Origin of the sequence: Rhizobium sp. ZK1 (genome assembly GCF_047782645.1) — a bacterium.
GTDB lineage: Bacteria > Pseudomonadota > Alphaproteobacteria > Rhizobiales > Rhizobiaceae > Rhizobium.
Map to the genome: position 1 here is coordinate 3,009,774 of NZ_CP180586.1, position 21,120 is coordinate 3,030,893.

Sequence of the window (21,120 nt, forward strand, 5' to 3'; positions counted from 1 at the left end):
TTTGCATCTCCGGGGGAGTAAGATGAGAGGGGGGAGTAAGATGAAAGGACGGGCAATCAGGCTTTCCGCAGCAAGGCGGCTGGTTGGAGATCTCATGAGATTTTCGATCGGCATACCGCGCGTGACCGTTCAGCGGCAGATGAACATCCGCCCCCTTCTCGACGCCAGGCGAACGTCCAATCCCCGCCCCTCCTGGACCGCGCTTTTCCTGAAAGGATACGCCCTCCTGTCGAAGGAGATCCCCGATCTCCGGCGCGCCTATATCAAATTTCCACGCCATCAGCTGTACGAATATCCGGCAAGCGTGGCCTCCATTGCCCACGAGCGTGAATATGAAGGCGAGCGGATCGTTCTCCTGAGCACGATCAAGACTCCCGAAGACCGCTCCATCTTGGAGCTGGAAACGCAGATCCGCGAGGCGAGGTCACGCCCCGTCCTGGAGATCAAGGAATTTCGCCGCTCGCTGAAGCTTGCGCGCGCACCGGCCCTGCTCAGGTGGTCGCTCATGTGGCTCGGGCTCAATATAGGGCGAAAACGGGCGCGCTATTTCGGCACCTTCCAGTTGTCGGTCTATTCGGGCCTCGGCGCGGAATCCCTTAACCCGCTCAGTCCCGTGACGACGCTCATGAATTACGGCCCGATCAATGAGAACGGATCGGTTACTGTCCGCATCCACTATGACCACAGGGTTATGGATGGAGCCAGCATCGCCCGGGCATTGGAGCGGTTCGAGAGGATCTTGAACGGCGCGGTCGTCGATGAGATACGAGGGCTCAGCCAGGACGGAATGTCCGCCCGCACGTCGATCGCGGGAGCCTCTCTCTAATGGCGGAGCAATTCGACGAGGGGCGTGCAGCGGTCTTGGGTCCGGAATTGAGTGAAAACAGGGAAACAGGACTTCGCCCTGTTGTCGTCGTCCTCGGCGCCTCCCGCGGCATTGGGCGGGCAATTGCCAGTGTTGCCGCGCGGGAAGGCAATATCGTCGTGCTCCTCGCCCGCTCGTCCGAGGGGTTGGCGGCCGCCGCCGCCGATGTGAAGCAGGCCGGCGGAGAAGCCTTCACGATCGAGCTCGACCTCACAGCATCGGACGCCTCGGCACGCCTGGAATCCTTTCTGGAAGCCAACGGTCTGATTTGCGATGTCCTCGTCAACAGCGCCGGATACGGATTACGCGGCGCGGCAACTTCGCTGCCAGCGGACGATCAGCTCGGAATCATCGATCTCAATATTCGGGCGCTCGCCGACATGACCCTTCGCTTCCTGCCAGGAATGGTTGCCCGCCGGTGTGGCGGCGTGCTCAATCTCGGCTCCGTCGCAGGTTTTACGCCCGGGCCTTACATGGCGTTCTACTATGCCAGCAAGAGTTTCGTACGCTCCTTTTCGGCGTCCCTTCATGAGGAGGTTCGCCGCTTCGGCGTCACCGTGACATGCGTGGCGCCCGGGCCGGTATCGACCGACTTTCTTGAAAAATCCGGCGCGGATCGCGCCGCTCTCTTCAAGGTATTGCCCAAGCTGAAGGCCGATTATGTCGCCGAGCAGGCCTGGCGCGGCTTCAAGTCCGGGCGCAGCCTCGTCGTTCCCGGCTTCTCCGCCAAGCTGACCGCCTTTATCGCGAGGGTTCTGCCATCGGCGGCCGCGCGCCGGCTGATCGGCCTGGTCCAGCGCCGAAGCAAAGATCCGAGCCCGCATGGATCGGGGACGGGAATCAAGTAAGCCAGTCGCACCGGCAGGGCCGCGCCACGGGCGTCACGACAAGATCGGCAGCGCCAACCTGCATCATTGCCGCTCTTCCAGGCGCACGAAAACCTGCTTCGAACTCTCCTTATTGTCCCCTTGCGATGCACCGCCTTCGGTCCGAAGCCACCAGTCGATCGTCAGGTGCGGCGGCGTCAACTGCCCGTTGTGAGGCGCCGGCTTCAGGACTTCGTTGCGCAGACGGCCGCCCTTTTGCGCCCCGCCATCATCGGCACTGGATATGGTCACGGAAAGAGCAAGAGCAGCGCCGGTGACGAGCGCGCTCCAGGCATGTCGTCTGATGCTGACGTGCTGGTTTCCCATCAGCCCATTCAGCCATAATATTAGCTTTTGCGGAAGTACGAAAACGACAAATGCGCGGCAGTAACCCTGAATATAACGGCGGCTCGCGCCCGCAACTCTCATACACATCAGGGCGGGCCTGACAGGTCAAGCATTCATTCGATTGACTGAAATAACGATAGGCGCTATACATGGGCCATGACTGATGAACAAACGCAACCAAACCGCGCCGAAATTACCCGCGAAAAGCTGCTGACAGCAGCCCTCGATGTCTTCGGCCGCCACGGCTTCGATGGCACATCGACGCGCCAGCTGAGCGAGGCTGCGGGCGTCAACCTGCAGGCCATTCCCTATTATTTCGGCGGCAAGGAAGGGCTCTATGTCGCAACCGCCGAATATCTGGTGACGCGCATCGAGCGCCATATCGGCGGCCTGCGGCAGCACATTGGTACCCATCTCATGGAACTCGCGGCCGCCGGACAGGAGCTCGGCGAAGAGCAGGCACGGCTCTTCCTGACGGATATGGCCACGACCATGGTCGGCCTTTTGGTCAGCAAGGAATCCGAGCCCTGGGCGCGCTTCATCATCCGCGAGCAGATGGAGCCGACGGAGGCTTTCACCCGCATCTATCAGGGCATTATGCGCCCGATGATCGAGATGGCACGCCGGCTTATTGGCACCATCCTGCGCGAAGACCCGGCCTCCGAACATGTGCGGCTGCGCACCCTCGCCTTCGTTGGCAACATCATGGTTTTCCGTCTCGCCCACGCCGCCGTTCTCGCCCAGATGGAGTGGCAGTCGGTCGGCCCTGAACAACTCCAGACCCTGCGGAATCTCGTTGCAGAACTTGTCGGGCAACTGCGTCAGGCGGAAGGAAATACCCGATGAGACGGATACTCCCCCTTGCCATCATTATTCTGATTGCCGCCGGTGCCGCTGCCTGGTGGTACGGCTTGCCCCAGAAGCTCGGCTGGCTGCCGCAAAAGAGCAAGGAATTCGCGCTCTACGGCAATGTCGATATCCGCCAGGTCTCTCTCGGCTTCCGCGTCAATGGCCGGATTGCCTCGCTTGCCGTCGATGAGGGCGACATGATCAAAAGCGGCGAGATGCTCGGCAAACTCGATGCCGCGCCTTTCCAGGCGGCCACCGCCTCTGCCGAGGCCAATGTCGCGGCTCTGCAGGCGACGCTCGACAAGCTGAAAGCCGGCCCGCGCCCGACGGAGATCGCCCAGGCCCAGGCGGCCTATGATGAAAGCCTTGCCGCGCTGCGCAATGCCAACATTGCCTATGACCGCGCCCGCCAGCTCCGTCCCCAGGGCACGATATCAGAGGCGAATCTCGACGAGGCGACTGCCAATCGCTCGATGGCTGTGGCGCGTTCGGATTCCGCCAATGAAGCGCTGAAACTACTGCAGGAGGGCAGCCGCGTGGAAGACATTGCCAATGCCGAGGCGCAATTGAAGGCCGCGCAATCCTCGTTGGCCGCCGCCCGCATCTCGCTTGCCGATGCCGAACTGCTCGCGCCAAATGACGGCGTCATCCTTTCCCGAGTGCGGGAACCCGGCGCCATCGTCTCGCCGGCCGATACCGTCTTCGTGCTCTCGCTGACAGAGCCGGTCTGGGTGCGCAGCTACGTCTCCGAAGGCGATCTCGGCCGCCTGCATCCCGGCATGAAGGTTCAGGTGACCTCCGATACGCAACCCGACAAGCCCTATGACGGCACGATCGGCTTCATTTCGCCGGTGGCCGAATTCACGCCGAAATCGGTCGAGACCCCCGAGCTTCGCACCGATCTCGTCTATCGCCTGCGCATCGTCATCGACAAGCCTGGCCCGGATCTGCGCCAGGGCATGCCGGTCACCGTGCACTTTCCCACGCTGGCCGCGCGATGAACCCTTCCCCGCAAACGGATGAGGTACTGGTCCGGCTGACCGACGTCACCAAGCGCTTCGGCGATGGCCCGGCCGCGCTCGATGCCGTCTCCGGCGAGGTCAAGGGCGGCGCGATCACCGGCCTCGTCGGCCCCGATGGCGCCGGCAAGACGACGCTGATCCGGCTGATGACCGGCCTCATGTTGCCGGACAGCGGCACGGTCGAGGTGCTGGGCTTCGATACACAGAAGAACCCGGCCGCCATCCAGGCCTCGATCGGCTACATGCCGCAGCGCTTCGGCCTCTATGAGGATCTCTCGGTTCAGGAGAACCTCGATCTCTATGCCGATCTGCGCGGCCTGCCGAAGCGCGAGCGCGCGAGCGCCTTCGACGAGCTTCTGACCTTCACCGACCTGAAGCGCTTCACCACACGCCTTGCCGGCAAGCTTTCAGGCGGCATGAAACAGAAGCTCGGCCTTGCCTGCGCGCTTCTGAAGAAGCCGCGCCTGCTGCTGCTCGACGAACCTGGTGTCGGCGTCGATCCGATCTCGCGGCGAGATCTCTGGAAAATGGTCGAGAACCTGACGCAGGAAGGCATCGGCGTCCTCTGGTCGACCGCCTATCTGGATGAGGCCGAGGCCTGCGACCATGTTCTGCTGCTCAATCAGGGCAAGCTGCTCTTTTCCGGCAAGCCGCATGACCTGACCGGCCGGGTGGAAGACCGCGTCTTCAAGATCTCGGGTGTAACGGGCCGCCGGCGGCAGGTGCTGGCCGAGCTGCTGCAGACGAAAGGCGTCGTCGACGGCGTCATCCAGGGCGATGCCATCCGCCTCGTCACCGGCAAGGATGAGATGCCTGATATCAGCGGCAACGGCGGTCAGGCAAAACTGACGCCCACCCCTCCCCGTTTCGAAGACGCCTTCATCGACATGCTGGGCGGCGGCCCCGGCGGCCGCTCGAAACTGGCGGAGGCGCAGGGGTCGCCGAGCGAAACGGGCGACCGTCCCGTCATCGAGGCGCGCGGCCTGACCAAGCGTTTCGGGGATTTCACCGCCGCCGACAAGATCACCTTCGATATCAGCCGCGGCGAGATCTTCGGCCTGCTCGGCCCGAACGGCGCCGGCAAGTCCACCACCTTCAAGATGCTCTGCGGCCTCTTGAAGCCGACGGAAGGCGAAGGCCGCGTTGCCGGCTTCGATCTGCGCAAGGATGCCGCAGAGGCGCGCAACCAGCTCGGCTACATGGCGCAGAAATTCTCGCTCTACGGCGATCTCACCGTCATGCAGAACCTCGAATTCTTCGCCGGCGTCTATGGCCTCTCCGGCAGTCGGCGCCGCGAACGCATAGAGCTGATGACCGAGATCTTCGATTTCGGCCGCCACGCGCGCCATTCCGCCAAAGACCTGCCGCTCGGCCTGAAACAGCGCCTGGCGCTCGCCTGCGCCGTCATGCACGAACCGCGCGCGCTTTTCCTCGACGAGCCCACTTCGGGCGTCGACCCGATCACGCGGCGCGAATTCTGGACCCATATCAATGCGCTCGTCGAAAAGGGTGTCACGGTGCTGGTGACGACGCATTTCATGGACGAGGCCGAATATTGCGACCGCATCTCGCTGATCTATCACGGCCGTTCGATCGCCCTCGGCTCGCCCGACGAATTGAAGGCACGTGTCGCGACGAAGGAACAGCCGGACCCGACGATGGAAGATGCCTTCATCGCGCTGGTTCAGGACTCCGAAACGGAGGAAGCCGCATGAGCACCTCCTCCAGAGCCCGTCGCTTTGCCGCCCTCGTGCGCAAGGAAAGCTATCAGGCGATCCGCGACCCCAGCACCATTCTGATCGCCTTCGTGCTGCCACTGATCCTGCTCTTCCTCTTTGGCTATGGCGTATCGCTGGATACGACGCGCACCCGCATCGGCCTGGTGCTGGAGCAGGCAACGCCGCTGACGCAGGATCTCTCCGCAAGCTTCCAGGCCTCGCGCTATTTCTCCGTCACGGTCGGGCGCGACCGGCGCCTGTTCGAGAATGATCTGGTGCTCGGCAATGTCCGCGGCATCGTCGTCATTCCGGCCGATTTCGCGACCGATTATGCCGCCGGCAACCGCCCGCAAATTCAGGTTCTCGTCGATGGTTCGGACCCCAACACCGCCAATTTCGTGCAGAACTATGCGCAAGGTGCGGTCGCCAACTGGGAGCGGCAGCGGCAATCCGAAACGGTAGCGGCGGGTCCCCCAATCTCCATCGAGCAGCGCTTCTGGTTCAATCCGGAGCTGACGAGCCGCAACTTCCTCGTCCCCGGCTCCATCGCCATCGTCATGACCCTGGTCGGCACGCTGCTGACCTCGCTTGTCGTCGCCCGCGAATGGGAACGCGGCACGATGGAAGCGATGATGGCAACGCCGGTGACGGCGGCCGAACTGCTGGCCGGCAAGATCCTCCCCTATTTCCTGCTCGGCCTCGCCTCTATGACGCTCTGCGTGCTGTTGGCGGTCTTCCTCTTTGATGTGCCCTTCCGCGGCTCGGTCGCAGCCCTCTACGCGCTGTCGGCCGCCTTCCTGATCCCGGCGCTCGGCCAAGGCCTGCTGATATCGACGGCGACGAAGAACCAGTTCCTCGCCTCGCAGATCGCCTTGACCAGCGGCTTCCTGCCGGCCTTCCTGCTCTCGGGCTTTCTCTTCGAGATCAATTCCATGCCTCAGATAATCCAGTGGATCACCATCATCGTGCCCGCCCGCTACCTCATCCCCAGCCTGCAGACGGTGTTTCTGGCCGGCGATATCTGGCCGATGTTTGGGCACGCAATCGCCGTCATGCTTGTCATCGGCGGCATCATGTTCCTGCTCGCCGCCCGCAGCACCAAAAAGAGGATCGGCTGAGATGTGGTGGACCCGGCTTAGCGCGCTCATGACAAAGGAACTGCTGGCCGTCCTGCGCGACCCCAAGGGCCGCTTCGTGCTCATCGTGCCGCCCGTCATGCAGCTTCTCGTCTTTTCCTATGCGGCGACGCTGGAGGTGCGCAATGTCGATGTCATGGTGTTGAACCGCGACAGCGGCCATTGGGGACAGGAGCTGATCGAGCGCATCCAGGGCTCGCCGACCTTCCGGCGCATCGAGACTGCCGGGAACCAGACCGACATCCGCGAGGCGATCGACGGCCAGACCGCCATTGCGGCCATCGAGATCGGCCCCGATTTCTCCCGCAACATCGAGGCCGGAGCATCGGCCGATCTGCAGATCATCCTCGACGGCCGCCGCTCCAATGCCTCGCAGATCGTTTCCGGCTATCTCACCCAGATCGGCATGACGCTTTCAGCCGAAACGCCGGCAGGCCGGCGCGCCATGGCGAAGACGGTCGCGACCGTGCCGCGCAACTGGTTCAACGCCAACCTCACCTATCAATGGTTCATGGTGCCGAACCTGATTGCCAGCATAGCCCTCGTGATCGGCCTCATCGTCACCGCCCTTTCCATCGCCCGCGAAAGGGAACTCGGCACCTTCGACCAGCTGATGGTCTCGCCGCTGCGCGTCCATGAGATCCTGATCGGCAAGCTCATTCCGCCTATGCTGATCGGCCTTTTCCATATGACGATTTATGTGCTGGCGGCGATCTTCGTCTTCGGCGTGCCGTTGCGCGGCTCGCTCGTCCTGCTTTACGGCGGCTCGATCTTCTATCTGGGTTCGGTCGCCGGCGTCGGCCTCTTCATATCGGCACTCTCAATGACACAGCAGCAGGCGATCCTCGGCGCCTTCCTGTTCATGGTACCCGCCATGCTGCTTTCGGGTTTTGCGACGCCGATCGAAAACATGCCGGACTGGCTGCAGCCAGTCACGATCATCAATCCGCTGCGCTATTTCCTCATCATCGTCAAAGGTGTCTTTCTGAAGAATATCCCCGCCGCCGAGGTGTTGAACCAGACGATTCCGCTGGCGCTGATTGCCTGCGCGACGCTTGGTGCCGCCGCCTGGCTGTTCCGCCGCAGGCTGGAATAGCGCGCCTCACGCTATGTAAACCGACCTCCCAAACCGTGACTCCGAAGCAGTTCTCTGGCCGGAACAACGACACGATGGGCTCGTTACCCAATTGCAAACCCAACCAATTCCCGCAGCGCTTTCGCGTCAGGAATTGTCTGAAAACAAGCGGATAGCATTTTCGTCTTTCCTTGAAAAACGCAAATGCTCTTGAGCTAAAGGAGAAGCAAAATGTACAAGATCATTCTTGTATCGAGTGCGCTTGCGCTCTCGTCCCTCGCCACGAATGCGATGGCCGATGGAGCCGTGACGGGCGCTGCCGGCGGCGCAATCACCGGCGCTATTGTCGGCGGCCCCGTGGGCGCTGCAATCGGCGGCGTGGCAGGCGGTGTAGCCGGTGCTGTGGTCGATCCGCCGCCGCGCGAGGTCGTCACCTACGTCCAGCAGCAGCCGGCCCCGCCGTCAGCAGTGGTGGTGCAGCAGCCGATCGTCGTCGGCAAGCCCCTGCCCGCAGACGTCCAGGTGATCCCGGTGCCGGATAATCCGCGTTATGCCTATACCGTCATCAACGACCGTCATGTGATCGTCGAGCCGCAGACCCATCGTGTGGTTCAAGTGATCGAATGAACGCAAAGGCCCCGCTCTCCGGCGGGGCCTCTTTCACGAGCAGTTTTCAAAAATGTCAGGGCTTGCGCGGTGTCGTCAGAACCGCGTCAGCCGTATCGACAACAAACACGGCGAGCAGCTTCGCCGGTTTCGTCTTGCTGGCATTGGCGCTGACATCGTGCCGGTCGCCGGGAAGCTCCGTGAAGTTCATTCCCTTGGTGAAGGTCTTCACCTCGCCACCATTCACCCCGCTCAAGATGGCGCCTTCGAGAACGGTCGCATAGATAAGCGCCGATTTGGCATGGGTATGCGCCGAGCTGTAGCCGCCGGGCTCGTATTCGACGAGGACACCTTTCACGCTCTTGCCCGGAACATCCGGAAGCGCGTGCTCGTAGACCTCCGTCACTTTCGCCCCTTTCGACTCGTAGACGAGTTCACCCTTGGTGCGGTCGTGCGCCGAGGCGACGGTGCCCGGCAGAACGAGGGCCATCATGGCATAAAGGATCGTTTTCATTATGCTTTCTCCACTTGCGATGCATGATTCTGTTGGCGGAGCCAATCCGCAAGCGCGGTCTGACCCTGCATGAAGGCGCCTGTCGGAACGAGCGAGGTAGCCGTGACCGGCGCCCCGAAATAGCCGAGGGTTGGATCGACGCCGACGCTGCGTTTGTCGCCCTTTGCGGCCAGGTATGTCCGCATGAGTTCGCCAAAGCCGGCGCGGTCCGGACCGGCAAGGTCGACAATCCCATTGTGCGGCTTGCCGAGCGCAATGCTCACCAATGCCGCCGCGACATCATCAGCCGCGATCGGCTGGAACAGGATATCGGGGACGTCTACCGCGCCGTCAGCGGAATAGGCCTCGGCCAGCGTCTCCATGAATTCGTAGAACTGCGTGGCGCGAACTATCGTATAGTCCTGTCCTGAGGCCTGCACCGCGTCTTCCTGCGCCTGCTTGCCGCTCACATAGGGATTGCCCGAGAGCTCGCTGGTGCCCACGATGGACAGCACGACATGGTGGCGAACGCCGGCCGATCTTTCGGCTGCGGTCAGGTTGCGGGTGGCGGTCGCAAAGAAATTGCGAATGATCGGCTCGTCGTAGGAAACGATGTTGGAGACGTCGATGACGGCATCCGTTCCTGAAAGTGCGGCTTCGAGTCCCTCGCCCGTAAAGGCGTTGATTCCGTTTCTGGAGCTGGCGACGACGACGTCATGACCGGCATTGCGAAGAATGGTAACGGCCCTGGAGCCGACAAGGCCCGTGCCGCCGATAACGACGACCTTCTTGGACGTGCTCATGATAGCTTCTCCTAAGACGAGGCCCGATTGCCCGCCTTTCTTTCGTTGAGTTCAAGGAAAGCGCAGCCGCGGGCGGCGATACCGCCGTCATCGTCTGCCATGACATCAGCCACGATGTCCGCGATGGTCACCTTGGCGAGTTCGGCGCGATAGGTCTTTTCGGCCTTCAGCATCGCCGCATTGATCTGGCAGGGTTTGGTGAAATACCACCCTGGCAGAGGATTGGGGCCGCGCTGACGGATTTCAGCGCAGCGAAAGGCCGGTGCGGCGCCTTCCACGGCCAGCACGACGTCAAGGAGAGTGATCTCCTCCTTCGCCTTCGCCAGCCTGTATCCGCCCTTCGGTCCCGGCGTCGTCACGAGCAGCCCGGCGCCCGATAATGCCTGCAGATGCTTCAGCAGGTAGCCCGCAGAAACGCCGTGAAGCTCCGCAAGTGCCGCCGCCGACAGTACCCCCTCCTCCGACAATCCGGAGAGGAAAGTCACGCAATGAATTGCCTGCTCTACGCCGTCCCTGAGTTTCATCTGCCGTTTCCAATCGTAGATAAACTTTATCCACGATTTAGGGCGTCGTCAATATGTCCTCGGGTGAACAATACGTTCAGCGATATTTCCACGCAGTCCAGCCGCGCAATTCAGGTCAGCGAATAAAGAAAAAGGCCCCGCATTGCAGGGCCTTCAACTTATGGATACGGTACAAGTCCTAATTTTTGTCACGCGCGGACTTGTCCCGACCATCTAAGCCGTAACCTTATCATCGACGTCGGCAGATGCTTGCACAGTGCCGAAGATGACCTTGGGCAAGCAGGAAGGTCCGTCTCAGCCGCGATTCCGCAAGGCTTCCGCCTGAGCGTAGAACTTCTTTTCCCACTCCTTGTGATTATCGAGCCCTTCGCGGATGAACGGCGTGAAAATCGCAAGATTGAGCAGGGTCCAGTTGATCAGCCGTGCCGGGAATTTCAGCGGCTTCACGAAATCGATGAACAGCACGACACGCGTTTTGTCCGTGTGGTTCCAGGCCTCGTGCTCATAGGCATCGTCGAAGATCAGCGCCTTGCCTTCCTGCCAATGGCAGATCTGGTCCTTGACGCGGATGGCGAGCTTGTCGACTGGTTCGGGCACGATCATGCCGAGATGCAGGCGCAGCACGCCATTATAGGGGCCGCGATGCGCCGGCAGGTGTTTGCCAGGCTCGAAGATCGAAAACATCGCCGTCTTCAGCCCCGGGATCTTCTGCACCGCCTTCCAGGTTTGCGGGCAAGCCCTGATATTCTGCTCCGACTTCACGCCAAAGCCGAGGAGGAAGAAGGTCTTCCAGCGATTATCCTTGGAAATTGTCGCGACGTCGGTGGAGATTTCCTGAAAGCTCGGCAGCTCGCTCTGGCGCACCAGCACACGGTCGAGTTCGGCGCGGATCTGCGGCCAGGCCTTTTCGACCTCCGTCGCCCACGGGAAGACTGAATTGTCATAAACAGGCGGATTGCCAAGCTTCGCATATTTGAAATTCAGGCCTTCCGCCCAGGCGACGATGCCCATGAAGAACCGCGTTATCGCGCTCGGCCGGTCCATGGGGGCGATTCCGGCGGTGGCGAAATCTTGTGTCTCGGGGGCGGTTTTTTCGGGAAGGGGTGTATTGGCGATAATGTCAGTCATGTGTTTTCCGTTGCAGACTAGAGCAATTCCAGCAAAAGTGCACAGCGATTTTTGCATCCGGAATTGCGTCAAAACGAAGAAAAGAGCACTTCCCTATTTTGAACAAAACCGGAAATGCTTTGGGAATGACATGGCCTTCCGCAGGAGCCGCCGATACGACGGTTGCAGCGTTGACCATCGAGTAAATATGGCTAGTGCTTGGCGTGGCTCAAGTACACTTAAGTACAGGTTTTAGCGATCAATTGCCGCATGTCACCGCCGTGCTCGGAGGGCGGCGGTGACAATCTCTCGGAGATGTCCTGGAGAAATATCAGACTTTCAGTTCGCGGCGTTCGCGCTCGGTGACCATGGCAAGGTCGAGCACCTTCTGCAGGTTTGCCGCATGACGGAAGTTCGGGTCGAGCTGCACCCCCGTTGCCACGGCCTCGGCAAAGCGCTGATAGTTGGTTGGAACCGGTGGCACGTCGACCGGCTTCCACGTCGCAGTTTCGACATCCTCGCCAAGGCAGCCGTGCAGCTCGGAGCCGCTTGGGCGATGGATGACTTCGAGGCTGCCTTTCTCGCCATAGATGCGCAGCTTCAGCTCGTTCAGGTGTCCTGTCGCCCAGCGGCTGGCATGGATGACACCGAGCGCGCCATTGGCGAAATCGACCGACATGGTGAAGCTGTCATTGGCGTCGAGCATATATTCGCCGATCTGGCCGCCCGGCGCCTTGTTGAAGGTTTTGAGCCGCGCAAAGACGTGGTCGATATCGGTAGCAGCGCCATAGGCGGCGAAATCGAGGATATGGATGCCGACATCGCCAAGCACGCCGTTCGAACCGTGACCGGTGGACAAGCGCCACAGCCAGGTCGATTCCGTGCGCCAGTCGCCCCAGGCGCGCGAAACGAGCCAGCTCTGAAGATAGGAGGCCTCCACATGCTTGATCGTGCCGAGCTCGCCCGAGAGCACCATCTCGCGGGCGCGCTGCAGGGGAGCGACGTTGCGATAGGTGAGGTTCACCATGTTGATGACGCCGGCCTTTTCAGCCGCTTCCGTCATCTCCAGCGCCCTTGGATAATTTTCCGCCAGCGGTTTCTCACAAAGCACATGCTTGCCGGCCGCAATCAGCGCCATCGTGGTCGGGTGGTGAATCCGGTCGGGCGTGATATTGGTCGCCGCATCGAATTCGCCCCAGGCGATCGCCTCCTCCAGCGTCAGAAACCGCTTCTCGATATTGAACTTATCGGCAAAGGCGGCCAGGCGTTCGGAATCCGTGTCGACGGCGCCGACGACGGTAACGCCGTCCATATTCATGAAGTGGGCGAGCTGGTTTTTCGCCATCACGCCCGTACCAAGAACGAGTAGTCGCATGGATGCTCCTCAGCGGTAACCGGCTTCGCCGGCCTGATGCAGTCTTGGGCCGCGTTCGACGATCGGCTCCAGTGCTTTTTCTACCGGCACATTTGGAGCATCGGTGATGCTCTTCAATGCACCCTCGGGGTTATAGGCCCACTTCACGCCGTTGATCAGCACCTTCTGCACATTCGCATCGTGATAGGTCGGATAGGTTTCGTGGCCGGGGCGGAAATAGAAGATGTTGCCGGCACCGCGCCGCCAGGTCAGGCCTGAACGGAAGACTTCGCCGCCCTGGAACCAGGAGATGAACACCGTTTCCAGCGGCTCCGGCACCGAGAATTGCTCGCCGTACATTTCCTCGTTTTCCAGTTCGAAATGCTCACTGATGCCGGCGGCGATCGGATGGCGCTGGTTGATCGTCCAAAGCCGCTCCCGCTCACCTGCCTCGCGCCATTTGAGCGCACAGGGCGTGCCCATCAGACGCTTGAAGATCTTCGAGAAATGACCGGAATGCAGCACCAGCAGGCCCATGCCTTCCCACACCCGCTTGGCGACACGCTCGACGACGACGTCGGAAACCGCGCCATGATCCTTGTGACCCCACCAGGTCAGAACGTCAGTCTCGGCAAGCCGGGCTTCGCTCAACCCATGCTCGGGCTCCTGCAGCGTGGCGGTCGTCGCCGAAATCGCCGGATCGGTGTTCAGTGCCTTGGCGATCGTCGTGTGCATGCCCTCGGGATAGATGCCCCGGACGATCTCATTGGTTGTCTCGTGGATGTTCTCACCCCAGACGATGGTGCGAATGGCCATGGCGGTGCTCCTCTGGAACCTTTGGATTTTGGGCAATCAGGAAGGCGGGATTCAAAGCGCTTTGGAAAGATGGCCAGCCAAAGCATTCCCTCCTCCACGTCAGAGGAAGACATAGACGTTTGTCGGTATTTTGACAAAGAGGATTTTTCCAGGCTTCGCGACCCGAGAAAACCCCTTTTCACATCAATGGGAAATGGACTTGGAGAACAGGTTGACGACGATCACGCCCGAGATGATCAGACCGAGGCCGATGATGGCGGGCGTATCCAGCCGCTGCTTGAAAAAGATAAGCCCGACGGAGGAAATCAGCACGATTCCCAAAGCGCTCCAAATCGCATAGGCGATGCCGACCGGAATATGCTTCAGCGTCAGCGACAGGCAGTAGAAGGCGGCCCCATAGCAGGCGACAACAAGTGCCGTCGGCCCGAGGCGGGTGAACTGCTGGGAAAGCTGAAGCGCTGTCGTGCCGATCACTTCAAGCACAATGGCTGCAACGAGTAGCCCATAGATGGTAGCCGGGTTCATCGCGGTATTCCTTCATAATCTACTTGTGGGTCAGCTCGACGAGGCGGGCGATCAGCTCTCGCCTCAGAGCATCGCTGATATCATGGCTTTCCAACGTATCTGCGAACCACAGACCGTCGGCGGCAAAACGCACGATCAGTGCGTCGAGCGCGGAGTCGGTGCCGATATATTCTTCGGCCCTTTCCGCCACCCATTGGCGCCATCGCAGGCGCAGCCGGGGTTCGGCGAGAAGCGCGATCGTCACCTGCGTCCAGCTTCTGGAATCGTCGGGACGATCCTTCAGCCCGGACACCGCCTGGAGATAGGCGCGCGAGAACCGGCCCTGCGGCCGCGGATCGGCGCGCATCAGCTCGTCTATATCCGCGTCGAACGTCTCCAGCAGGCTCTCGAACAGGGCGTCCAGCAGCGCATTCTTCGTCGGAAAGTGATGCAGCAGCCCGCCCTTGCTGACGCCTGACGCAGCCGAGACCGCATCGAGCGTCACGGCGCTCATGCCGCTCTCACCAGCAAGACGCGCGGCGACCTCCAGCAACTGCTGGCGCACGAGCACGGGTTGTTTCTTGCGATGATGAGCGTTTGACATGGATTATAAAGATACCGTCTGGACGGTTTTGTCAAGAATAATCTGCTGGAGATCCTGCCCTGCAAGGGATTATGCGCGAAATGACGCGGTGTTTTGATGACAGTTGCGATCCATTTTGATCGGGTGCATCTAGAGGACAGGACCGAAAACTGCGAAGCGGTTTTCGGATAATCCGACGCTTGAACAAAACCCGGAGCGGCGGAGGGGACGCCGCCGCTCCGGAGTGGGGTATAAAGGGATGGTTTCGTGACGGAAAATGTCACCACACTATACGAGGCGATCGGCGGCGAGCCGGCCGTCCGGGCGCTGACGCATCGTTTCTACGAGCTGATGGACACGCTGCCGGAGGCCAAAAACGTGCGCGCCGTGCACCCGCCAAGTCTCGAAGGCAGCGAAGAGAAATTCTACGAATACATGACCGGTTATCTGGGCGGCCCGCCGCTCTATACCGACAAGCGCGGCCATCCCCGCCTGCGCAGCCGCCATTTCGTTGCCGAGATCGGCCCCGTCGAACGCGACGAATGGTTGCTCTGCTTCCGCCAGGCAATGGATGAAACCGTCGCCAGCCAGGCACTACGCGACCTCATCTGGGCGCCGGTGGAACGGCTCGCCCATCATATGCAGAACAAGGAATAGTCATGAACCTGAACGCGCGTGTGGAACCGGCACTCTTCCTCTTCGCCGGCCTGTTCGGCCTCGCAGGCGTGGCGCTCGCAGCCCTCGCCGCTCATGGCGGCGGCGAGGCCCATCTCGCCGCCTCGGCATCCGCCATGTGCCTCGCGCACGCCCCAGCCCTTCTGGCACTGGCGCTGGGTGCCGGCAAAATCAAAACCGCCTGGTTGGCCGGTTTGCTAATGATCTTGGGAACTTTGCTCTTCGCCGGCGATCTCATCACCCTGCGCTTCACCGGCTCCGGCCTCTTTCCCTACGCCGCGCCCACGGGCGGCTGGGCGATGATGCTGGGCTGGCTGGCGGTTTCGGTGAGTGCATTTTGGCGGATTCGGACGTAATCCCTTCTCCCCGCTTGGGGAGAAGGGGGAGCAGCGGTAACCGCATCCGTAAGGGGGCGGCCCTTAGATGCCCTCGACTACATTAAACCCTTCAAAAACCGGCGGACCTTTATACATCTCCCTGCGCTCCCCCGCATTGCGATGCGCAGCCCGGAAATTCTCCGACTTCGTCCAGTTCAGAAAATCCTCTTCGCTGCGCCAGAGCGTGTGCGAGGAAAATAGCGTATAGCCCTCCTCCACATTGGCCTTGCCACGCAGCAGACGGAATTCGACGAACCCCGGAACCTCCGAAAGGCTGGAATCGCGATTGCGCCAGACAGTCTCGAAATCGCCTTCGGCACCGGCGGCCACCTTGAAGCGGTTCATCGCGATATACATCAAAAACTCCTCACGCCTTTTTCTTGCTCGCCCGCTCCGCATAACGCGGAAAGGCGACGATATTATTGCCATCAACAGCGTCCGTGCCAATGGGTTTTGCAGCCGCTTCACCGGGCATGCGCGCTTCCCAGGCGGGAAACAGCACGACATTCGGATAGCTGCGCTGGCGCGCGGCATTCTCCAGGAAAACTTCATACAGCTCCGGCACGAGGCCCTCACCGCCGTGAGCGGCGAGCTTGTGCAGGCCGATCATCGTGAACCCGTCAGGGCGCCCGTCATTCATCGGAAAAGTCCGTTCATCGGGAATTGTCTCGTTCGTTCATCGTGTTCAGCGCACGTTCCAGGCTGGACTTGCTGCCGTTGCGCAGCGGGATGAAAGCCTTGCCGAACTTCTTGCAGCCGGTCTTCACGCGCAGGCAGGCATCGTGGCTGATACAGTCGATGGGGCAGAACACGCAGTCGACCGAAGGAAGCACCGTATCGATGCGCGAAACGGCTTCGCGAAGCCCGCCATCGTGATGGATGAGTTCTGCGCCGAAATTGCTGGCGATCTGGCGCAGATGCGCCACCTGGCAATCCCGGCCGCCGACATAGAGGAAACTGCGGCCATCCAGCTTGGAGCGCCCGGAGGAGGACTCTTTCGTCTCCTGATCGGCCTGAACACGGATGTCCCGGTTCGCCCCCTTCTTCGCCTTTCGAGCCATTTACCACCCGTTCGCTCGTTGATCGTCACACGATTCCTGCGTGTGCGAACAGACCTTATTAAACTTGATTTTTAGAGTAAAGTATAAAGTTGATTATTTTTATCATATTAACGAGGGGTGACCTGGACCGGAAAGGTGTACGAGCGCGAGGAGCCGGCCATTTCATCCGGCAGAGCCGGAAGGTTACAAGACGCCACCCTACCGAGAGCGGCGTTATCGACCTCGGGGCGGCCCGATCCCCGGACAACGCCCGACGCCGTGATATCGCCGCTGCGGCTGATCGTGATGCGGACCGTCAAGGTGGCAGGATCTTTACGATACCGTGACTCCATCCGGTCGACGCAACGGAACAGGCGCGCGACAAGTTTGCCTTTGTAGTTGGCTTCCGCCGCCCCACCAGATCCGTTCCTTCCACCCGAGGTGCGCGAATTATTATCAGAAGTCGCGTCAGCCTGCCCGTCGGCGACGCCTCTGCGCGACTCCTGTTTGGCATCCCCTTCGGAACCCTGCGCCTTCTTTGGTGGCTGTTTTCTTTCCACCAGCTTCTTTTCCTCCGGCTTTTCGGGCTTCGGTTTTGGCTTAGGAGTGACAATCTCTGCCGGGGGCTCAGACTCAGGAGAAATTGCAGTCGTCTCGACGGGCTTTATCTCATCCGGCTCGGGTTGCATCGCCGTCGTCGCAGGCGGTTCGGCAGACATTGTTGGTACCGGCACCGCAGCCGTATCTGATGCTACAGGCATCTCCGCCGACCGCTCCGGCACCACCGCCGACATTGGCTGTGCTACCGAAGTTTCCGCAGGAGTTTCCGATACGAGAACCTCTGGTTCGGCAGTTGTCACCGCCTTAGCTGACTGACGCGCAACCTCCTGCGTGGGCTGAACAGTCTCGAGCGGCTCAGCATCAGTCGGCTGGACAGTTTCCGGCTGAACTGCCTCCGGCTGTATGTCCGCTGTCTCCACCGGACTGACCGTATCGGGTTCAACAGCTTCTGGAACAATTTCTTCCTGTATGGTTACGTCGGTCTCGCCGGCTGCACTCTGATCAGCGTCCGAACTACCAAGCATGACGACGCTGATTGCCTCGCCCGCCTCCATCAACGTTTCATCCGAAGGCTTGGGGATTACCATAAGAAGCGTGACGGCCAATGCAGCATGAAAAAAGAACGAACCGACGCACGTCAGCGCTACCCGCCGCCGCACTGGCGCCTTTTCTTCTTCCTGCTTCTCCACTGCCGCATCCATCGGCAATGGCGTGACTGGAGCAGCCGGCGCTGCTTCCGGATGATCGGGAAAAGATGAGATCTGCGCAAAACGCGCATAATGAATGACCTGCTCGCCGGCCGGCTGGCGCTGCGCATTGCGCAGATCGGACAGCTCATGGCCGGGATGCATCCCCGGATTGTTGTCGTTTAGGCTCTCGTCAGCGCCCTCCTCCTCGATGAGCACGTGTCTCGATCTGGACTTCGCTGAAATTGCCATTTTGCGCCTCGGACAGCCTGGAATACGCGCGCCGGGCTTCATCCCGGCCTTGGTCTTAGCCTTCGAAAGGAACTGATATTTGCGAGCGGGTCACCAGACCCTTCATGCATTCGCCGGCAGCCGGCCCATCACAGACCGGCGTATCGTTGATGAGGATGCGCGTAACCGTCTCGCACTTGACACCAGGCATATCGAACTGGCGCACGCGCTTCTTGCCCTGCGGCAGATCGCGGAAATCGAGCACGGTGATGCGGTCGACGGCATTCTTGTCGTTGAAGAAGGCGAGTTCGAAGGAGACCTTGTTGATCGGCGCCTGGAGATTGTTCTCGGCAACGAAGGTCATCATGCAGCCCTTCTGCGAGGGCGCCAGTGCATTGAGCTCGACATCAAGCTTGGCGGCGACGACATCCTGCGCATAGGCCTGTGCCGCGCCCGAAACCGAAAACAGCACACCGGCCGCAAGCGCAGCAAACCGACCCATCATTATCGTCTCTCCATAACTCAAATTGACCACCGTCAGGCGGCTTCAAACAGCAGCTTCAAAAACTTGACTGCTTTTGTCTTCAATTATTGCGTCTTTAAAAAACTATGAGTATGAGAGTCAAGATAATTGTCACCGGAACCGGGGTCTTGACCCCCGCAATCACGGAATAAGCCAACCGAAATGATGGTTGAAAAGCCAGATACCTTTAAGCTCGCACCACTGCGGAACGCACCTGCGGTGGCCGAGATCCGCGTTCTCGAAAGCGGCGATCTTTTTGCCGGCACCAACGAGATCATGATTCGGCACGATGGCGTGATCTATCGCCTGAAGATCACGCGTCAGGGCAAACTCATTCTCAACAAGTAGCTTGATAAGCAGGGTAGAACATGACCGAGCAGACCAGACCGGCACCATCCGAAATCCGCGCATTCCGCGCTGAAAATCCGAAGATGCGCGAGCGCAATATTGCCACGCAGCTCAAGATTTCCGAGGCGGCCCTCGTTGCCGCCGAAGTCGGCATCAGTGCTGTGCGCATAGATGCGAGCGCCACAAAACTCCTGGAGCGCGTCGCAGAACTCGGTGAAGTCATGGCCCTGTCGCGCAACGAAAGCGCCGTACACGAGAAGATCGGTGTCTACGAAAACATCAAGGTCGGTGAGCACAACGCCATCGTACTCGGCGAGAACATCGATCTGCGCGTCTTCCCGAGCCGCTGGGTCCACGCCTTTGCCGTCACCAAGAAGGATGGCGACACCGAACGCCTCAGCCTCCAGTATTTCGACAAGACGGGCAACGCCGTCCACAAGATTCACCTGCGCCCGGCATCGAATGTCCAAGCCTATCACCGCATCGTCGCCGACCTGAAGCTCGAGGACCAGGGCCAAGAACTCGTCGAGGCAGAAGCGTCTTCCGCTTCTGACGAGGACGGCAATGTCAGCCGCGAAGAGTTGCGCGACAACTGGAGCAAGATGACCGACACGCATGAATTCTTCGGCATGCTGAAGCGCCTGAAGATCGGCCGCCAGGCCGCCGTGCGCACCGTCGGCGACGACTATGCCTGGAAGCTCGACAACACGGCGACGGCTGACATGATGCATGCCTCCGTCAAATCAGGCCTGCCGATCATGTGCTTCGTTGCCAATCACGGCATCGTCCAGATCCATGCCGGCCCGATCTTCAACGTGCAGCCGATGGGTCCGTGGATCAACATCCTCGACGAAACCTTCCACCTGCATCTGCGTCAGGACCACATTGCCGAGACCTGGGCCGTGCGCAAGCCGACCAAGGACGGCCATGTCACCTCGCTCGAAGCCTATGACGCAAACGGCGACATGATCATCCAGTTCTTCGGCAAGCGGAAGGAAGGCTCCGACGAGAATACCGAATGGCGTGACATCATGGAAAACCTGCCGCGGGCAACAAGCGTCGCCGCATAAGGATCAGAGCGATGAAGATGCGTAAAAACCTGCGCCGGATCCGCCTCTGGGAACTGGCCTTGACGGCGGCTGTCATGGCCTTGCCGCTAATCCCGGCACCCGCTGGCGAGAGCTATGCATTCGTGCGCGCCGCGCATGCTGAGGAGAAGAAGCTCGACACCTCGCGGCTGGTTTCGGTCGGCGGCGACGTCACCGAGGTCATCTACGCGCTCGGCGAGGAAAGCAGGCTGATCGCCCGCGATACGACGAGCACTTATCCCGAAGCCGCCCTGAAGCTGCCCGACGTCGGCTACATGCGCGCGCTTTCGCCGGAAGGCATTCTCGCCATGAACCCGACGGCGATCATCGCCGTCGAGGGCTCAGGCCCGCAGGAAGCGCTGAACGTCCTGAAGAATGCCAGCGTCCCCTTCGAGACCGTGCCGAACGCCTATACGCGCGACGGCATCATCGCCAAGATCGATCGCGTCGGCACGCTGCTGAACGTTCAGGATAAGGCTAGGGCGCTTGAAGAAAAGGTCGGCGCCGATCTCGACGCCGCGGTCACTGACGCCGGAAAGCGCCCCGAGGCCGAGCGCAAGCGCGTTCTCTTCGTCCTCAGCGCCCAGAACGGCCGCATGATGGCTTCGGGCACCGGCACTGCCGCCGACGGCATCATCAAGCTTGCGGGCGCCATCAATGCGGTCGGCGAATTCCCCGGCTATAAGCCGCTCACCGATGAGGCGATCATCAGCGCCAGGCCCGACGTGATCCTGATGATGGACCGCGGTGATGGTGCCGGCACCAAGAACGAGGATCTGCTTGCCCAACCATCGATCGCGCTGACGCCGGCCGGCGAAAGAAAGGCGATCATCCGCATGGATGGCATGCATCTGCTGGGCTTTGGCCCGCGCACGGCAAGCGCCGTTCGCGAACTCAACGCGGCGATCTACGGGGGCTGACG

27 protein-coding genes are annotated in these 21,120 nt (G+C 60.8%); 13 read left to right on the forward strand and 14 right to left on the reverse strand.

The genetic code is table 11. The features are described from left to right. Positions 1-40: 40 nt before the first annotated feature. Both ACK9YZ_RS15490 and ACK9YZ_RS15495 read left to right on the forward strand, forming a co-directional pair. Positions 41-826 (forward strand): hypothetical protein, encoded by a 786-nt coding sequence (locus tag ACK9YZ_RS15490; protein ID WP_416064407.1) that lies wholly within the window; start codon positions 41-43, stop codon positions 824-826. Then, positions 826-1,713 (forward strand): SDR family NAD(P)-dependent oxidoreductase, encoded by an 888-nt coding sequence (locus ACK9YZ_RS15495; RefSeq protein WP_416064408.1) that lies wholly within the window; start codon positions 826-828, stop codon positions 1,711-1,713. Before ACK9YZ_RS15490 ends, ACK9YZ_RS15495 begins: the two co-directional genes overlap by 1 nt. 63 nt (positions 1,714-1,776) lie before the next feature. On the opposite strand, the gene ACK9YZ_RS15500 is transcribed toward ACK9YZ_RS15495, so the two are convergent. Further along, positions 1,777-2,058 (reverse strand): hypothetical protein, encoded by a 282-nt coding sequence (locus ACK9YZ_RS15500; RefSeq protein ID WP_216755525.1) that lies wholly within the window; start codon positions 2,056-2,058, stop codon positions 1,777-1,779. A 177-nt stretch (positions 2,059-2,235) separates the two neighbouring features. On the opposite strand from ACK9YZ_RS15500, the gene ACK9YZ_RS15505 reads away from it, so the two are divergent. The 6 genes from ACK9YZ_RS15505 to ACK9YZ_RS15530 all read left to right on the forward strand — a co-directional run bounded on the left by ACK9YZ_RS15505 (position 2,236) and on the right by ACK9YZ_RS15530 (position 8,506). After that, positions 2,236-2,925, forward strand: a complete 690-nt coding sequence (locus ACK9YZ_RS15505) for a CerR family C-terminal domain-containing protein (protein ID WP_416064409.1) — start codon at positions 2,236-2,238, stop codon at positions 2,923-2,925. Beyond that, the gene (hlyD, locus tag ACK9YZ_RS15510) at positions 2,922-3,929 is read left to right on the forward strand and encodes a secretion protein HlyD (protein WP_416064410.1); all 1,008 of its coding nucleotides are present in this window, start codon (positions 2,922-2,924) and stop codon (positions 3,927-3,929) included. The genes ACK9YZ_RS15505 and hlyD overlap by 4 nt, the downstream gene beginning before the upstream one ends. Continuing rightward, positions 3,926-5,665, forward strand: a complete 1,740-nt coding sequence (locus tag ACK9YZ_RS15515; RefSeq protein WP_416064411.1) for an ATP-binding cassette domain-containing protein — start codon at positions 3,926-3,928, stop codon at positions 5,663-5,665. The genes hlyD and ACK9YZ_RS15515 overlap by 4 nt, the downstream gene beginning before the upstream one ends. After that, entirely contained in the window at positions 5,662-6,786 is a 1,125-nt protein-coding gene (locus ACK9YZ_RS15520) for an ABC transporter permease (protein ID WP_216755529.1), read from the forward strand. Before ACK9YZ_RS15515 ends, ACK9YZ_RS15520 begins: the two co-directional genes overlap by 4 nt. A gap of 1 nt (position 6,787) precedes the next feature. Continuing rightward, complete coding sequence (locus ACK9YZ_RS15525) at positions 6,788-7,900, forward strand: ABC transporter permease (protein ID WP_416064412.1); 1,113 nt, start codon at positions 6,788-6,790, stop codon at positions 7,898-7,900. A 210-nt stretch (positions 7,901-8,110) separates the two neighbouring features. Then, positions 8,111-8,506 carry a DUF1236 domain-containing protein gene (locus ACK9YZ_RS15530; protein WP_113322509.1) on the forward strand — a complete coding sequence of 132 codons (396 nt, stop codon included), beginning with the start codon at positions 8,111-8,113 and terminating at the stop codon, positions 8,504-8,506. A 55-nt stretch (positions 8,507-8,561) separates the two neighbouring features. Here ACK9YZ_RS15530 and ACK9YZ_RS15535 read toward each other — a convergent pair whose 3' ends face one another. The 8 genes from ACK9YZ_RS15535 to ACK9YZ_RS15570 form a co-directional block, all read right to left on the reverse strand. Beyond that, the gene (locus ACK9YZ_RS15535; protein WP_416064413.1) at positions 8,562-8,999 is read right to left on the reverse strand and encodes a cupin domain-containing protein; all 438 of its coding nucleotides are present in this window, start codon (positions 8,997-8,999) and stop codon (positions 8,562-8,564) included. Then, entirely contained in the window at positions 8,999-9,781 is a 783-nt protein-coding gene (locus ACK9YZ_RS15540; RefSeq protein WP_416064414.1) for an SDR family oxidoreductase, read from the reverse strand. The genes ACK9YZ_RS15535 and ACK9YZ_RS15540 overlap by 1 nt, the downstream gene beginning before the upstream one ends. A gap of 11 nt (positions 9,782-9,792) precedes the next feature. Continuing rightward, positions 9,793-10,305, reverse strand: a complete 513-nt coding sequence (locus tag ACK9YZ_RS15545) for an RrF2 family transcriptional regulator (RefSeq protein ID WP_416064415.1) — start codon at positions 10,303-10,305, stop codon at positions 9,793-9,795. A gap of 294 nt (positions 10,306-10,599) precedes the next feature. Further along, complete coding sequence (locus tag ACK9YZ_RS15550) at positions 10,600-11,433, reverse strand: aspartyl/asparaginyl beta-hydroxylase domain-containing protein (RefSeq protein ID WP_416064416.1); 834 nt, start codon at positions 11,431-11,433, stop codon at positions 10,600-10,602. Positions 11,434-11,743: 310 nt separating this feature from the next. Continuing rightward, positions 11,744-12,787 carry a Gfo/Idh/MocA family protein gene (locus ACK9YZ_RS15555; protein WP_416064417.1) on the reverse strand — a complete coding sequence of 348 codons (1,044 nt, stop codon included), beginning with the start codon at positions 12,785-12,787 and terminating at the stop codon, positions 11,744-11,746. 9 nt (positions 12,788-12,796) lie between these two features. Continuing rightward, positions 12,797-13,582 (reverse strand): ThuA domain-containing protein, encoded by a 786-nt coding sequence (locus tag ACK9YZ_RS15560; RefSeq protein ID WP_416064418.1) that lies wholly within the window; start codon positions 13,580-13,582, stop codon positions 12,797-12,799. A 183-nt stretch (positions 13,583-13,765) separates the two neighbouring features. Next, complete coding sequence (locus ACK9YZ_RS15565) at positions 13,766-14,107, reverse strand: DMT family transporter (RefSeq protein WP_416064419.1); 342 nt, start codon at positions 14,105-14,107, stop codon at positions 13,766-13,768. A gap of 19 nt (positions 14,108-14,126) precedes the next feature. Continuing rightward, positions 14,127-14,690 (reverse strand): TetR/AcrR family transcriptional regulator, encoded by a 564-nt coding sequence (locus ACK9YZ_RS15570; protein ID WP_416064420.1) that lies wholly within the window; start codon positions 14,688-14,690, stop codon positions 14,127-14,129. A gap of 246 nt (positions 14,691-14,936) precedes the next feature. Between ACK9YZ_RS15570 and ACK9YZ_RS15575 the strand changes: the two genes are divergently transcribed. Further along, positions 14,937-15,326, forward strand: coding sequence for a group II truncated hemoglobin (locus ACK9YZ_RS15575; protein ID WP_416064421.1), 390 nt, complete (start codon positions 14,937-14,939; stop codon positions 15,324-15,326). A 2-nt stretch (positions 15,327-15,328) separates the two neighbouring features. After that, positions 15,329-15,700 (forward strand): DUF423 domain-containing protein, encoded by a 372-nt coding sequence (locus ACK9YZ_RS15580; RefSeq protein WP_216755538.1) that lies wholly within the window; start codon positions 15,329-15,331, stop codon positions 15,698-15,700. A gap of 63 nt (positions 15,701-15,763) precedes the next feature. Here the strand turns inward: ACK9YZ_RS15580 and ACK9YZ_RS15585 are convergent, their stop codons facing one another. The 5 genes from ACK9YZ_RS15585 to ACK9YZ_RS15605 all read right to left on the reverse strand — a co-directional run bounded on the left by ACK9YZ_RS15585 (position 15,764) and on the right by ACK9YZ_RS15605 (position 18,744). Next, a complete protein-coding gene (locus ACK9YZ_RS15585) occupies positions 15,764-16,078 on the reverse strand; it encodes an antibiotic biosynthesis monooxygenase family protein (RefSeq protein ID WP_216755539.1) in 315 nt (104 codons plus the stop codon). A gap of 10 nt (positions 16,079-16,088) precedes the next feature. After that, positions 16,089-16,361, reverse strand: a complete 273-nt coding sequence (locus tag ACK9YZ_RS15590; RefSeq protein ID WP_216755540.1) for a hypothetical protein — start codon at positions 16,359-16,361, stop codon at positions 16,089-16,091. A gap of 13 nt (positions 16,362-16,374) precedes the next feature. Continuing rightward, complete coding sequence (locus ACK9YZ_RS15595; RefSeq protein WP_416064422.1) at positions 16,375-16,782, reverse strand: DUF2325 domain-containing protein; 408 nt, start codon at positions 16,780-16,782, stop codon at positions 16,375-16,377. A 107-nt stretch (positions 16,783-16,889) separates the two neighbouring features. Beyond that, positions 16,890-18,260 (reverse strand): TonB family protein, encoded by a 1,371-nt coding sequence (locus ACK9YZ_RS15600; protein WP_416064423.1) that lies wholly within the window; start codon positions 18,258-18,260, stop codon positions 16,890-16,892. Positions 18,261-18,315: 55 nt separating this feature from the next. Beyond that, entirely contained in the window at positions 18,316-18,744 is a 429-nt protein-coding gene (locus ACK9YZ_RS15605; protein ID WP_216755543.1) for a hypothetical protein, read from the reverse strand. A gap of 180 nt (positions 18,745-18,924) precedes the next feature. Here ACK9YZ_RS15605 and hemP point away from each other — a divergent pair, with 180 nt between their 5' ends. From hemP to ACK9YZ_RS15620, 3 genes are read left to right on the forward strand one after another with little or no spacing between them, the layout of a single operon-like run. Next, a complete protein-coding gene (gene hemP, locus ACK9YZ_RS15610; RefSeq protein WP_416064424.1) occupies positions 18,925-19,110 on the forward strand; it encodes a hemin uptake protein HemP in 186 nt (61 codons plus the stop codon). A 20-nt stretch (positions 19,111-19,130) separates the two neighbouring features. After that, positions 19,131-20,180, forward strand: a complete 1,050-nt coding sequence (locus ACK9YZ_RS15615; protein ID WP_416064425.1) for a hemin-degrading factor — start codon at positions 19,131-19,133, stop codon at positions 20,178-20,180. Positions 20,181-20,191: 11 nt separating this feature from the next. After that, positions 20,192-21,118: a heme/hemin ABC transporter substrate-binding protein gene (locus tag ACK9YZ_RS15620; protein WP_416064426.1), complete on the forward strand. Its 927-nt coding sequence runs from the start codon at positions 20,192-20,194 to the stop codon at positions 21,116-21,118. Positions 21,119-21,120 lie beyond the last annotated feature (2 nt).

Excerpts from the sequence above, each read along its gene's own strand:
- ACK9YZ_RS15495 (WP_416064408.1), top strand. The coding sequence starts at position 826 with ATGGCGGAGCAATTCGACGAGGGGCGTGCAGCGGTCTTGGGTCCGGAA.
- ACK9YZ_RS15595 (WP_416064422.1), bottom strand. The coding sequence starts at position 16,782 with ATGGCTCGAAAGGCGAAGAAGGGGGCGAACCGGGACATCCGTGTTCAG.
- ACK9YZ_RS15535 (WP_416064413.1), bottom strand. The coding sequence starts at position 8,999 with ATGAAAACGATCCTTTATGCCATGATGGCCCTCGTTCTGCCGGGCACC.
- ACK9YZ_RS15505 (WP_416064409.1), top strand. The coding sequence starts at position 2,236 with ATGACTGATGAACAAACGCAACCAAACCGCGCCGAAATTACCCGCGAA.
- ACK9YZ_RS15590 (WP_216755540.1), bottom strand. The coding sequence starts at position 16,361 with ATGAATGACGGGCGCCCTGACGGGTTCACGATGATCGGCCTGCACAAG.
- ACK9YZ_RS15565 (WP_416064419.1), bottom strand. The coding sequence starts at position 14,107 with ATGAACCCGGCTACCATCTATGGGCTACTCGTTGCAGCCATTGTGCTT.
- ACK9YZ_RS15560 (WP_416064418.1), bottom strand. The coding sequence starts at position 13,582 with ATGGCCATTCGCACCATCGTCTGGGGTGAGAACATCCACGAGACAACC.
- ACK9YZ_RS15580 (WP_216755538.1), top strand. The coding sequence starts at position 15,329 with ATGAACCTGAACGCGCGTGTGGAACCGGCACTCTTCCTCTTCGCCGGC.
- ACK9YZ_RS15615 (WP_416064425.1), top strand. The coding sequence starts at position 19,131 with ATGACCGAGCAGACCAGACCGGCACCATCCGAAATCCGCGCATTCCGC.
- hlyD (WP_416064410.1), top strand. The coding sequence starts at position 2,922 with ATGAGACGGATACTCCCCCTTGCCATCATTATTCTGATTGCCGCCGGT.
- ACK9YZ_RS15540 (WP_416064414.1), bottom strand. The coding sequence starts at position 9,781 with ATGAGCACGTCCAAGAAGGTCGTCGTTATCGGCGGCACGGGCCTTGTC.
- ACK9YZ_RS15620 (WP_416064426.1), top strand. The coding sequence starts at position 20,192 with ATGAAGATGCGTAAAAACCTGCGCCGGATCCGCCTCTGGGAACTGGCC.
- ACK9YZ_RS15600 (WP_416064423.1), bottom strand. The coding sequence starts at position 18,260 with ATGGCAATTTCAGCGAAGTCCAGATCGAGACACGTGCTCATCGAGGAG.
- ACK9YZ_RS15500 (WP_216755525.1), bottom strand. The coding sequence starts at position 2,058 with ATGGGAAACCAGCACGTCAGCATCAGACGACATGCCTGGAGCGCGCTC.
- ACK9YZ_RS15515 (WP_416064411.1), top strand. The coding sequence starts at position 3,926 with ATGAACCCTTCCCCGCAAACGGATGAGGTACTGGTCCGGCTGACCGAC.
- ACK9YZ_RS15545 (WP_416064415.1), bottom strand. The coding sequence starts at position 10,305 with ATGAAACTCAGGGACGGCGTAGAGCAGGCAATTCATTGCGTGACTTTC.
- ACK9YZ_RS15525 (WP_416064412.1), top strand. The coding sequence starts at position 6,788 with ATGTGGTGGACCCGGCTTAGCGCGCTCATGACAAAGGAACTGCTGGCC.
- ACK9YZ_RS15530 (WP_113322509.1), top strand. The coding sequence starts at position 8,111 with ATGTACAAGATCATTCTTGTATCGAGTGCGCTTGCGCTCTCGTCCCTC.
- ACK9YZ_RS15555 (WP_416064417.1), bottom strand. The coding sequence starts at position 12,787 with ATGCGACTACTCGTTCTTGGTACGGGCGTGATGGCGAAAAACCAGCTC.
- ACK9YZ_RS15585 (WP_216755539.1), bottom strand. The coding sequence starts at position 16,078 with ATGTATATCGCGATGAACCGCTTCAAGGTGGCCGCCGGTGCCGAAGGC.
- ACK9YZ_RS15570 (WP_416064420.1), bottom strand. The coding sequence starts at position 14,690 with ATGTCAAACGCTCATCATCGCAAGAAACAACCCGTGCTCGTGCGCCAG.
- ACK9YZ_RS15520 (WP_216755529.1), top strand. The coding sequence starts at position 5,662 with ATGAGCACCTCCTCCAGAGCCCGTCGCTTTGCCGCCCTCGTGCGCAAG.
- ACK9YZ_RS15490 (WP_416064407.1), top strand. The coding sequence starts at position 41 with ATGAAAGGACGGGCAATCAGGCTTTCCGCAGCAAGGCGGCTGGTTGGA.
- hemP (WP_416064424.1), top strand. The coding sequence starts at position 18,925 with ATGATGGTTGAAAAGCCAGATACCTTTAAGCTCGCACCACTGCGGAAC.
- ACK9YZ_RS15550 (WP_416064416.1), bottom strand. The coding sequence starts at position 11,433 with ATGACTGACATTATCGCCAATACACCCCTTCCCGAAAAAACCGCCCCC.
- ACK9YZ_RS15605 (WP_216755543.1), bottom strand. The coding sequence starts at position 18,744 with ATGATGGGTCGGTTTGCTGCGCTTGCGGCCGGTGTGCTGTTTTCGGTT.